This is a genomic window from Aeromicrobium sp. Leaf272 (genome assembly GCF_001422865.1).
In the GTDB taxonomy this organism is placed as follows: Bacteria; Actinomycetota; Actinomycetes; order Propionibacteriales; family Nocardioidaceae; genus Aeromicrobium.
Genome location: NZ_LMMY01000014.1, coordinates 267,146 through 278,544, shown reverse-complemented (window position 1 = coordinate 278,544; position 11,399 = coordinate 267,146). Strand labels below are relative to the sequence as shown.

The 11,399-nt window shown below is 70.6% G+C and carries 9 protein-coding genes; 2 read left to right on the top strand and 7 right to left on the bottom strand.

Going from position 1 to position 11,399, the window contains the following annotated elements; all coding sequences use genetic code 11:
• Positions 1-544: 544 nt before the first annotated feature.
• From ASF38_RS14210 to ASF38_RS14200, 3 genes are all read right to left on the bottom strand, one after another.
• Positions 545-1,993 carry an aspartate ammonia-lyase gene (locus ASF38_RS14210; RefSeq protein WP_056576816.1) on the bottom strand — a complete coding sequence of 483 codons (1,449 nt, stop codon included), beginning with the start codon at positions 1,991-1,993 and terminating at the stop codon, positions 545-547.
• A gap of 210 nt (positions 1,994-2,203) precedes the next feature.
• Complete coding sequence (locus ASF38_RS14205; protein WP_056576813.1) at positions 2,204-3,301, bottom strand: branched-chain amino acid aminotransferase; 1,098 nt, start codon at positions 3,299-3,301, stop codon at positions 2,204-2,206.
• Positions 3,302-3,386: 85 nt separating this feature from the next.
• Complete coding sequence (locus ASF38_RS14200) at positions 3,387-4,484, bottom strand: 3-isopropylmalate dehydrogenase (protein WP_055967191.1); 1,098 nt, start codon at positions 4,482-4,484, stop codon at positions 3,387-3,389.
• A 541-nt stretch (positions 4,485-5,025) separates the two neighbouring features.
• Here ASF38_RS14200 and ASF38_RS14195 point away from each other — a divergent pair.
• A complete protein-coding gene (locus ASF38_RS14195) occupies positions 5,026-5,589 on the top strand; it encodes an O-methyltransferase (protein ID WP_055967188.1) in 564 nt (187 codons plus the stop codon).
• On the opposite strand, the gene ASF38_RS14190 is transcribed toward ASF38_RS14195, so the two are convergent.
• Positions 5,570-6,244 (bottom strand): YitT family protein, encoded by a 675-nt coding sequence (locus tag ASF38_RS14190; protein WP_055967186.1) that lies wholly within the window; start codon positions 6,242-6,244, stop codon positions 5,570-5,572. The genes ASF38_RS14195 and ASF38_RS14190 overlap by 20 nt on opposite strands.
• Before the next feature lie 260 nt (positions 6,245-6,504).
• On the opposite strand from ASF38_RS14190, the gene ASF38_RS14185 reads away from it, so the two are divergent.
• Complete coding sequence (locus ASF38_RS14185) at positions 6,505-7,935, top strand: PLP-dependent aminotransferase family protein (RefSeq protein WP_055967184.1); 1,431 nt, start codon at positions 6,505-6,507, stop codon at positions 7,933-7,935.
• Positions 7,936-7,990: 55 nt separating this feature from the next.
• Here ASF38_RS14185 and ilvC read toward each other — a convergent pair whose 3' ends face one another.
• Genes ilvC through ASF38_RS14170 form a run of 3 tightly spaced genes read right to left on the bottom strand, consistent with a single transcriptional unit; the run spans position 7,991 to position 11,375 of the window.
• Positions 7,991-9,016, bottom strand: a complete 1,026-nt coding sequence (gene ilvC, locus ASF38_RS14180; RefSeq protein ID WP_055967181.1) for a ketol-acid reductoisomerase — start codon at positions 9,014-9,016, stop codon at positions 7,991-7,993.
• 38 nt (positions 9,017-9,054) lie between these two features.
• The gene (gene ilvN, locus ASF38_RS14175) at positions 9,055-9,588 is read right to left on the bottom strand and encodes an acetolactate synthase small subunit (RefSeq protein ID WP_055967178.1); all 534 of its coding nucleotides are present in this window, start codon (positions 9,586-9,588) and stop codon (positions 9,055-9,057) included.
• Complete coding sequence (locus tag ASF38_RS14170) at positions 9,588-11,375, bottom strand: acetolactate synthase large subunit (RefSeq protein ID WP_055967176.1); 1,788 nt, start codon at positions 11,373-11,375, stop codon at positions 9,588-9,590. The genes ilvN and ASF38_RS14170 overlap by 1 nt, the downstream gene beginning before the upstream one ends.
• Between the last annotated feature and the right edge of the window lie 24 nt (positions 11,376-11,399).

The window sequence follows — 11,399 nt, the reverse complement described above, 5'->3', positions numbered from 1 at the left end:
TCGGGCTGTGGCGGGTGCTGGTCGGACGCAGGAATCTGCGTTCACGCGTGGGGGACGCACGATCCTGCGTTCGCGTGTGGGGGACGCAGGATGCTGCGTTCGCGCGCTGGGAGGCGAAAGCTTCTGCGTTCGTGTCGGGATCCGGTCGTGAACGCAGCATCGTGGCCGCCTGGCCGCGCGGGCTGGCATGGATTCTCCCTTCCCGTGGACCGGTCCACGAGAAGGGAGAATCCTTGACCCTGCGCCGTCGTCATCGGTGGATCCTCAACGTCTGCGGGCCGTCTGCGGTGGAGGATCCACCGATGGCACGCACGAACGAAGAATCCTGCGCCGATCACGCGCAAAGGAAGAATCGTGCGTCACCCGCAGCACCAGACCGGACCCGAGACGCCGGACCAGCGCCCGCGCAGCCGTCCGGTCGAGGCCCTTTCGGGGGCCGACCCCGGCGCGAGCCGAAGCAGCGCACCAGCACGTCGAGACGAAACCAGGCAGCGCAGCACCAATCCCAACACGCCTGCACGCAGCGCAGCCGCAGGACGGTCGGTCAGGCGCGGGGCGTCAGGTTGGCGAGCACCTCGGGCTGCAGGATCGCGTGCAGCTGCTCCGGCGGGAGCAGCTTCTTCTCCAGCACCAGCTCGGCCACGCCGCGTCCGGTCGCCAGCGCCTCCATCGCGACCTCGGTGGCCGCGGCGTATCCGATGAACGGGTTGAGGGCGGTGACGAGGCCGATCGAGTTCTCGACCTCCTGGCGCAGCAGCTCCTCGTTGGCGGTGATCCCGTCGACGCAGCGACGCGCGAGCACCAGCATGGCCTCGCGCATGCGGTAGATGCCCGACGAGAGCGAGTAGCAGATGACCGGCTCGAAGGCGTTGAGCTGCAGCTGACCACCCTCGGCCGCCATCGTGACCGTGACGTCCATGCCGATGACCTGGAACGCCACCTGGTTGACCACCTCGGGGATCACCGGGTTCACCTTGCCGGGCATGATGCTCGAGCCGGCCTGCACCGCCGGCAGGTTGATCTCGTTGAGACCCGCTCGCGGACCCGACGAGAGCAGACGTAGGTCGTTGCAGATCTTGCTGATCTTCACCGCGACCCGCTTGAGCACGCCCGACAGCTGGACGAACGCGCCGCAGTCCTGCGTGGCCTCGATGAGGTCGACGGCGCTCACGAGCGGCAGCCCGGTCATGCGCGCCAGGTGCTCGCAGGCGATGGGCACGTAGCCGACCGGCGCGTTGAGCTGGGTGCCGATCGCCGTCGCACCGAGGTTGATCTCGTGCAGCATCGCCACCGCCTCGGTGAGGCGGCTGTGGTCCTCGCCGAGCATCACCGCGTAGGTGGAGAACTCCTGGCCGAGCGTCATCGGGACCGCGTCCTGCAGCTGGGTTCGGCCCATCTTCAGCACACCGCGGAACTCCTCGGCCTTCGCGGCGAACGACGCCTGCAGCACGAGCATCGCGTCGAGCAGGGAGTGGGTCGCCAGGATGATCGCGATCTTGACGGCCGTCGGGTACACGTCGTTGGTGGACTGGCTCAGGTTGACGTGCTCGTTGGGGTGGACCCGGGCGTAGTCACCCTTGGCGTGGCCCAGGATCTCGAGCGCACGGTTGGCGATGACCTCGTTGGCGTTCATGTTCGTGGACGTGCCCGCGCCACCTTGCATGACGTCGACGACGAACTGGTCGTGCAGCTCCCCGGCCCTGATCTCCTCGCACGCCTGCTCGACGGCACGGAAGCGCTCGTCGTCGAGCAGCCCGAGCTGGTGGTTGGTGGTCGCGGCGGCCTGCTTGACCGCCGCGAGCGCCTCGATCAGGAACGGGCTCTGGCCGATCGGGATGCCGGTGATGGGGAAGTTCTCGGTGGCGCGCAGCGTGTGGACGCCCCAGTAGGCGTCGACGGGGACGTCGCGGTCGCCGATGAGGTCGTGCTCGCGTCGCGTGGTGCCGTCCGGTGCCGCCGGCTGCTCCGCAGCCCGGCTGGTCGAGAGCGTCATGTCGTCCTTCCGTCGCAGGGACGGGCCGAGGGTGGGGTCCGCCGCTGGTTCTCGTGGGTCACGTCGCGGGATCGCCGCAGGTGACCGTGGTCACACCCATCTCATCACACGACCACCCCACGGACGGTCGACCCGCCCACAGGTCCGAGCGCAGCGAGGCGAGGCGCCCGCGCGGAACGCGGCCGCGACGCCCTCGCCGGACGGGGAGCGCTAGCGAGCCGTGCGCCGCATCCAGCCGTGCCGGTCCTCGGCGCGGCCGTACTGCACGTCGACGAGGGCGGAGCGGATGTCCAGGGTGACCTTGCCGGCCCCGCCGTCGCCGGCCACCGCCTCGCCGCCGTCCCACTTGAGCACGCCCACGGGCGTGACGACGGCAGCGGTGCCGCAGGCGAAGACCTCGGTGATGGTGCCGTCGGCGGTGCCCTCGCGCCACTCCTCGATGCTCACCCGACGCTCGACGACCTCGTGGCCGAGGTCGCGGGCGATCTGGAGGATCGAGTCGCGGGTGATGCCCTCGAGGATCGAGCCCGAGAGCTCGGGGGTGACGATCGACCCGTCGGACTGGACGAAGTACAGGTTCATCCCTCCGAGCTCCTCGACCCAGCGGTGCTCGACCGAGTCCAGGAAGGCGACCTGCTGGCAACCGTGCGCGGTGGCCTCCTGCTGCGGGAGCAGGCTCGCGGCGTAGTTGCCGCCGCACTTGGCCGCGCCCGTGCCGCCCGCACCGGCGCGCGAGTACTCCGAGGACAGCCAGATGGAGACCGGCTCGACGCCGCCGGGGAAGTACGCACCGGCCGGTGAGGCGATGACGCAGTAGGTGACGTGCTGGCTCGGACGCACCCCGAGGAAGACCTCGGAGGCGAACATGAACGGACGCAGGTACAGGCTCGTCTCGCCACCCTGGGGCACCCAGCTGCGGTCGGCCTCGACCAGCGCGCCGATGGAGCCGAGGAACCAGTCCTCGGGCAGCTGGGGCAGCGCGAGTCGCTGCGCCGAGCGCTGGAGCCGCGCCGCGTTCTGCTCGGGGCGGAACACCCGGATCGACCCGTCAGCCCACGCGTAGGCCTTGAGCCCCTCGAAGATCTCCTGCGCGTAGTGCAGGACCGCGGTCGCGGGGTCGAGCTGCAACGGACCGTAGGGCACGACGCGCGCGTCGTGCCAGCCGGCCTCGGGCGTCCACTCGGTGAGGAACATGTGGTCGGTGAAGTGGTTGCCGAAGCCCGGCGAGGCGAGGATCGCCTCCCGTTCGGCGTCCGTCCGGGCAGCCTGGTTGAGCTCGAGGGTGCTGGCGAACGGTGCGGTGGTCATGCTGGACACGGTAGTCCTTCCGGGGTCGAGGGGGCACGGCCCCTCGGGGCCCCCGTGGGGTCCCCGACGGGGCTCGCGGTGGGGGTCAGCCCACCGCTACGCCCTCGGCCGCTGCCGCGCTGGCGCGCGCGGCGATGGCCTCCCCCACCTCCTCGGTGCTGCGCGGGGCGGCGTCGTGGGCACCCGCCCCACGAGCAGCGATGTCGGCCTCGACGGCCTGGCTGACCTGGTGGGCGGCCTCGGGGTGGCCGAGGTGCTCGAGCAGCAGCGCGCCCGATAGGATGGCCGCCGTCGGGTCGGCCTTGGACTGACCCGCGATGTCGGGTGCGGACCCGTGCACCGGCTCGAACATGCTCGGAGCCGTGCGGTCGGGGTTCACGTTGCCGCTCGCCGCAAGGCCGATGCCACCGGTGACCGCGGCCGCGAGGTCGGTGAGGATGTCGCCGAACAGGTTGTCGGTGACGATCACGTCGAAGCGCCCCGGGTCGGTCACGAGGAAGATCGTGGCGGCGTCGACGTGCAGGTAGTCGACACTCACCTCCGGGAACTCCCGGCCGACCGCGTCGACGGTGCGGCTCCAGAGGTGACCGGCGTGCACGAGCACGTTGTTCTTGTGCACGAGCGTGAGCTTCTTGCGCGGACGCGCCTGCGCTCGGGCGAACGCGTCTCGCACGACGCGCTCCACGCCGAAGGCGGTGTTCACGCTCACCTCGGTCGCCAGCTCGTGCGGCGTGCCCACGCGGATGGCCCCGCCGTTGCCGACGTACGGCCCCTCGGTCCCCTCGCGCACGACCACGAAGTCGATCGGCCCGCGGTCGGTGACCTGGGGTCCGAGCGGCGTGGGAACGCCGGGGTACAGCGTGCTGGGCCGCAGGTTGACGTAGTGGTCGAGCTCGAAGCGCAGCCGCAGCAGCAGTCCTCGCTCGAGCACGCCCGACGGGACGCTCGGATCGCCCACGGCGCCGAGCAGGATCGCGTCGTGGCCGCGGATCTCCTCCAGCACCGCGTCCGGGAGGGTCTCCCCGGTGGCGTGGTATCGGCGCGCACCCAGGTCGTACTCGACCGTGTCGAACGACAGGTCGTGCTGGGCCGCCACGGCGCGCAGCACCGTGAGGGCCTGGGTGGTGACTTCGGGACCGATGCCGTCGCCGGGGACGACGGCGAGCGAGTAGGAGCGCGTCATGGCCTCATCCTAGAAGTCGCGTCTCATGATCTGAAACCGCGGTCCCAGAGGATGGACGTCGCGGAGCCGTCATCAGTTGTCGTCGGGACGCTCGGACGGCTCGGCGGCAGGGGTCACGGCGTCGTCGCGCAGGTGGGCAGGTCCCCACTCGATCGGGTAGCTGTTCATGGTCTCTCCTGAGGTCGTGCTGGATCGGACGGACGGGTTCCATCGAGACGATGGGCGGGTCCGGCACCGGTCCGACTGCTCCACGGGCGACGACATCCGAGGGTGATCGGATGGATCAGGAGAGGGAATCAGGTCGTGATCCCCGTGCGAGGCGATTCAAGCCTGCGGCGGAACAGTCGGGCCAAACGCCAAACTCCGCGGCAGGGTGGGCCCTACGAGGCCCTGCCGCGGCAAGCGATGACTACGAGCTGCTTCCGCATGATGGGACCAGAGTACGGCCAGCCACGTCGACCGCAGGGCAGGTTGCCCTGCGTGTCTCGCCCGATGAGACGGCGGAGGTCGGCGCCGCGCGCACGGGTGCCAGACTGGCGAGGTGAGCGCTCCTTCGCAGATCCCCGACCTCGTGGCGCGATCGCTCGACCTCGCCCGGCAGCGGGGGTTCATCACGTCGACCCGCCACGAGACGGGCCGACTCCTGGCGGCGCTCGCCGCGTCTCGCGAGGGCACGCTCGCCGAGCTGGGCACCGGCACCGGCGTCGGCTCGGCCTGGCTGTCCAGCGGCGCACCCAAGGCCGCCAGGATCGTGAGCGCCGAGCTCGATCCCTCCCTCGCGGGCGACGTCCAGAAGATCTTCGCCGACGTCGACAACGTCGAGATCGTCGCGGGCGACTGGTCGACGCTCGAGCAGTACGCCCCGTTCTCGTTGCTGTTCGTCGACGTGCGCGAGGTCATGGAGCAGATCGACGTGCTGGCCGACCTGATGCAGCCCGGCGGCATCGTGGTGCTCGACGACTTCGTGCCGTCGGTCCACTGGCCCCCGATCGTCGACGGTCAGGTCGACGTGGTGCGCGAGCAGTGGCTGACCGACGACCGGTTCGCCGCGGTCGAGCTGCTCATCGACGAGGGCGCGTCCCTCGTCATCGCGACACGTCGTTGACCGGTTCCGGACCAGGCGCCGAGGCGCCGGGCCGCTCGGGCCGGCGCACCTGCGTGAGCGGCAGGAACAGCTGCACCACGGGACCGATCGCGAGCGCGTAGAGCACGGTGCCGACGCCCACGGTGCCCCCGAGGACGAACCCGACCACGAGCACCGTGACCTCGAGGCTGGTCCGCACGAGCCGCACGCTGCGACCGGTGCGCCGCACGATCCCGGTCCAGAGTCCGTCGCGCGGCCCGGTCCCGAGGTCCGCCCCGATGTAGAGGGCCCCGGCGATCCCGTTGCCCACCACGCCGACGAGGAGGAAGCCGACCTGGACGCCGAGCGCGTCGGGCGTCGGGAGCAGGGCGAGCGTCACGTCGACGGCGATGCCGATCAGCACCACGTTGAGCACCGTGCCGATGCCGGGGCGCTGACGCAGCGGGACCCACAGGAGCAGCAGCACCGCACCCACCAGGATCACCACCTGGCCGAACGTGAGGGGCAGGTGATGCGTCAGCCCTTCGTGGAACACGTCCCAGGGGTCGAGGCCGAGACCGGACTCCACCAGCAGGGCCATGGTGGCCCCGTAGAGCCACAGACCGATCACGAGCTGCACCATGCGACGCGTCATCCGCCGCCCTCGAAGGGCGCGAGCGAGGTTCACCGTGGCCATGAGCGCATCCTCTCCTGGTCGTCACTGACGAGCGGAGGCGGTCGCAGGCCGAGCCCGTCACCGGCCAGGACACGCATGCCGACCGCCAGCCCCAGAAGAGCCGACGGCACCAGGACGAGGAGGAGCCAGAAGGTGATCATGAGCCGAGCCTGGACCGCAGGTGGCCTGATCGACCAGAGCCACTTCGCGGATCATGGACGCAGCCACTCGAGGTCAAGTGGCCCTTTCGGTCAGGTCCAATCATCCCGCATGCTGGTGGTGTGGACCCCAGCACCTCCGCCTTCCGGCTAGCCGCCATGATCGGGACGTTGCCCGACGGACCGGCCTACCGGAACCTCGCGGACACGATCCGTCTGCTGGTCGTCGACGGCCGCCTGCTCGACGGCACCCGGCTGCCCAGCGAGCGCTCGCTGGCCCAGGCCATGGGGCTGAGTCGCACCACGACGACCCGCGCGTACGACGAGCTGCGTCGCCGTGGCGTGCTCCACTCCCGCCAGGGAAGCGGCAGCGTGCTCCGGGTGCCGACGAGCTCCACCACCGCCAGCAGCCTCATCGTCGATCCCGACGACCCCGACACCATCGCCCTGACCTTCTCCGCCCCCACCGGCCCGTCCGGCCTCACCCGGGCCTTCGGCGCCGCCGCCGAGCAGCTCCCGTCACTCCTCACGACGTCGGGCTACCTGCCCGACGGACTGCCCGCGCTGCGCGAGGTGATCGCCGAGGGGTACGTCGCCGCAGGGCTGCCGACGGACCCGGACCAGATCATCGTCACCAACGGGGCACAGGGTGCGATCTCGCTGATCGGTCGCACGTTCGGCCGACCCGGTGCCGGTCTGCTCGTGGAAGGCACCAGCTACCCGCACGGCGTCGAGTCGCTGACCGGCTTCGGCTACCGCACCACTCCCCTGCCCATCGGCGAGGACCCGTGGGACGCCGACGCGGCCGCAGCGGCCGCACCCCACGTGGAGGCCGCGTACCTGATCCCCGACTTCCACAACCCCACCGGTGCCGTCATGCCCGTGGAGACACGACTCCGGCTCGCCCACACGCTGCGCCGGCACCAGGTGCTCACGGTCGTGGACGAGTCGATGCGTCGGCTCGACCTCGCCGGGGAGGGGCTGCCCGCGTCGTACGCCGCGCACGACCCGGACGCGATCGTCGTCGACTCCCTGTCGAAGGTCCTCTGGGGTGGGCTGCGGATCGGCTGGATCCGCGCGCCCCGCCGTCACGTGACAGCCCTGCTCCAGTCGCGCATGCGCCACGACCTCGGCACCGCCGCGTTCGACCAGCTCGTGGCCGCCGAGGTGCTCCGCCACGACCAGCACCTGTTCGACGAGGCCGTGGTGCGACTGCGCCGACAGCGCGCCGCCATGGTCGAGGCGCTGGCCGCCCACCTCCCGGACTGGGACGTGCCCGTGCCGCCCGGTGGGCCGAACCTCTGGGTCGGTCTCCCCTCACGCTCGTCGAGCCGGCTCGTCGCCGCGGCCGCGCAGGAGGGGCTGCTGCTCACGCCCGGTCCTCGGTTCACGCTCGGCGCTCCCAGCGCCGGCGAACGTCGGCTCCGGCTGCCCTGCACCTCCGCCGAGCACGTGGGCGTCGAGGCCGTCCAGCGCCTCGCCCGTGCCTGGTCGGCCGTCGTCTCCGGTCGACGCTGCGAGCCGACCGGCACGAGGGTCGACCTCATCGCCTGACGCAGGAAGGCCCCCGTCCGAGGGACGGGGGCCTTCCTGCTGCGAGCTGGGGCGATCAGCGAGCTGCCGAACCCTCGACGTAGTCGTCGTCGGACTGCTTCCACGAGAAGTGGGAGCGCAGCACCTTGCCGGTGGCCTCGATCGGGTGACCGGCCTCCTGCTCGCGCAGGGCGAGGAACTCCGGGGCGCCGGCGTCCTGGTCGTCGATGAAGCGCTTGGCGAACGTGCCGTCCTGGATGTCGGCGAGCACGGCCTGCATGCGCTCCTTGACCGAGGAGTCGACCACACGCGGTCCGGAGACGTAGTCGCCGTACTCAGCGGTGTCGGAGATGCTCCAGCGCTGCTTGGCGATGCCGCCCTCCCACATGAGGTCGACGATGAGCTTGAGCTCGTGCAGCACCTCGAAGTAGGCGATCTCCGGCTGGTAGCCGGCCTCGGTGAGGGTCTCGAACCCGGCCTGCACGAGGTGCGACATGCCGCCGCACAGCACGGCCTGCTCGCCGAAGAGGTCGGTCTCGGTCTCCTCGGTGAAGGTCGTCTTGATGACACCGGCGCGGGCGCCGCCGATGGCCTTCGCGTACGAGAGGGCGAGGTCCCAGCCCTGGCCGCTGGCGTCCTGCTCGACGGCGATGATGTCCGGGATGCCGCGGCCGGCGACGAACTCGCGGCGCACGGTGTGGCCGGGAGCCTTCGGCGCCACCAGCAGCACGTCGACACCGGCGGGCGGCTTGATGTAGCCGTACCGGATGTTGAAGCCGTGGCCGAACACGAGCGCGTCGCCGTCGACGAGGTTGGGCTCGATGGACTCGGCGTACACGTGACGCTGCACCTGGTCGGGGGTCAGCACGACGATGACGTCGGCCTCCTCGACGGCGTCGGCGACGCTGAGCACGCGCAGGCCCTCGGCCTCGGCCTTGTCGCGGCTCTTGGAGCCTTCGGCGAGGCCGACGCGGACGTCGACGCCGGAGTCGCGCAGGTTCAGGGCGTGGGCGTGTCCCTGGCTGCCGTAGCCGATGACGGCAACCTGCTTGCCCTGGATGATGCTGAGGTCTGCGTCGTCGTCGTAGAACAACTCGGCCACTGGTATCTCCTCGTGTCGTGGATGGGTTCGTGGGGTGGTCAGGCGCTCTGGTGGCCCGGCACCGTCCGCAGCGTGCGGTCGGTGATGGACCGTGCGCCGCGTCCGATCGCGACGCGACCGGACTGGGCGATCTCGCGGATGCCGAACGGCTCGAGCACGTTGAGCATGGCCGTCAGCTTGCCCGAGTCGCCCGTCGCCTCGATGGTGACGGCATCGGTGGACACGTCGACGACCTTGGCACGGAATAGCTGCACGGTCTCGAGCACCTGTCCACGGGTCTGCGCGTCCGTGCGCACCTTGATGAGCATGAGCTCGCGCTCGACCGCCGACGCCGAGTCCAGCTCGACGATCTTCAGCACGTTCACGAGCTTGTTGAGCTGCTTGGTGACCTGCTCGAGAGGCAGCTCGTCGACGTTGACGACGATCGTCATGCGGGAGATCTCGGGGATCTCCGTGGGCCCGACCGCGAGCGAGTCGATGTTGAACCCGCGCCGCATGAACAGGCTCGAGACGCGGGCCAGGACGCCCGGGGTGTTCTCCACCAGGACGCTGAGCGTGTGCTGCGTTGTCATCAGAGGTCCTCGTCGTCCCACTCGGGCGCCATGTCGCGCGCGATCTTGATGTCGTCGTTGCTCGTGCCGGCCGCGACCATCGGCCAGACCATGGCGTCGCGCTCGACCACGAAGTCGATGACGACGGGGCGGTCGGTGATCGCCATGGCCTCCTTGATGACGGTGTCGAGCTGGTCCTCGCTGTCGCAGCGCAGGCCCACGCACCCGTAGGCCTCCGCGAGCTTCACGAAGTCGGGGATGCGGCGCGCGCCGATGGACTCCGGACCGGTGTTGAGGTCGGTGTTGGAGTAGCGACCCTCGTAGAACAGGGTCTGCCACTGGCGCACCATGCCGAGCGAGGAGTTGTTGATGACCGCGACCTTGATGGGAATGCCCTCGATCGCGCAGGTGGCGAGCTCCTGGTTGGTCATCTGGAAGCAGCCGTCGCCGTCGATCGCCCAGACGACCGAGTCGGGCAGCCCGACCTGGGCGCCCATCGCCGCGGGCACGGCGTACCCCATGGTGCCGGCGCCACCGGAGTTCAGCCACTGGCGCGGGCGCTCGAAGTCGATGAAGTGCGTCGACCACATCTGGTGCTGCCCGACCCCGGCCGCGTAGGTGGCGTCGGGTCCGGCGATGGCGCTGATCCGCTCGATGACGGTCTGCGGCGCGAGCCCCTCGGACGGCTTGTCGTAGCCGACCGGGAACCGGCCCTTGGTCGAGAGCATCCGCTCGCGCCAGGGTCCGTACTCCCCCTGCACGCCGGTCTCCTCGGCCTGCTTGCGCAACGTGACCACGAGGTCGGCGATGACCTCGCGGCAGTCGCCGACGATCGGCACGTCGACCTCGCGGTTCTTGCCGATCTCGGCCGGGTCGATGTCGGCGTGGATGACCTTGGCCCCGGGGGCGAACGTGTCGAGGTTGCCCGTGACCCGGTCGTCGAAGCGCGCGCCGAGCGAGATCAGCAGGTCGGACTTCTGCAGCGCTGCCACCGCGGCCACGGTCCCGTGCATGCCCGGCATGCCGAGGTTCAGCTCGTGGGAGTCGGGGAACGCGCCGCGCGCCATGAGCGTGGTGACCACGGGGATCTGCGTCAGCTCGACCAGCATGGCCAGCTCGGCCGCGGCGTCGGCCTTGATGACGCCGCCACCGACGTAGAGCACCGGCCGCTCGGCGGCCGCGATGAGCCGTGCCGCCTCGCGCACCTGCTTGCCGTGCGGGCGGGTCGTGGGCCGGTAGCCCGGCAGGGCGAGCTCGTTCGGCCAGTGGAACGTCGTCGCGGCCTGCAGCGCGTCCTTCGCGATGTCGACGAGCACCGGCCCCGGACGTCCGGTGCCCGCGATGTGGAAGGCCTCGGCGACCACGCGCGGGATCTCGGCGGGGTCGGTGACCAGGTAGCTGTGCTTGGTGATCGGCATCGTGATGCCGCGGATGTCGGCCTCCTGGAAGCCGTCGGTGCCGATGAGGCTCGACGACACCTGACCGGTGATCGCGACGACCGGCACGGAGTCCATGTACGCGTCGGCGATGGCCGTCACGAGGTTCGTGGCACCCGGGCCCGAGGTCGCCATGCAGACGCCGACGCGGCCGGTGACCATGGCGTACCCCTGCGCGGCATGCCCGGCGCCCTGCTCGTGTCGCACCAGAACGTGCCGGATGCTCGAGTCGAACAGCGGGTCGTAGGCAGGCAGGATCGCACCGCCGGGGATGCCGAAGATGACCTCGACGCCGGCGTGCTCGAGGGAGCGGACGAGGCTCTGCGCACCCGTCAGCGTCTCGGTGCTCGGCCTCGTGACCTGTTCCGTCATCGGTCGTTCCTCGCTTCGGTCCAC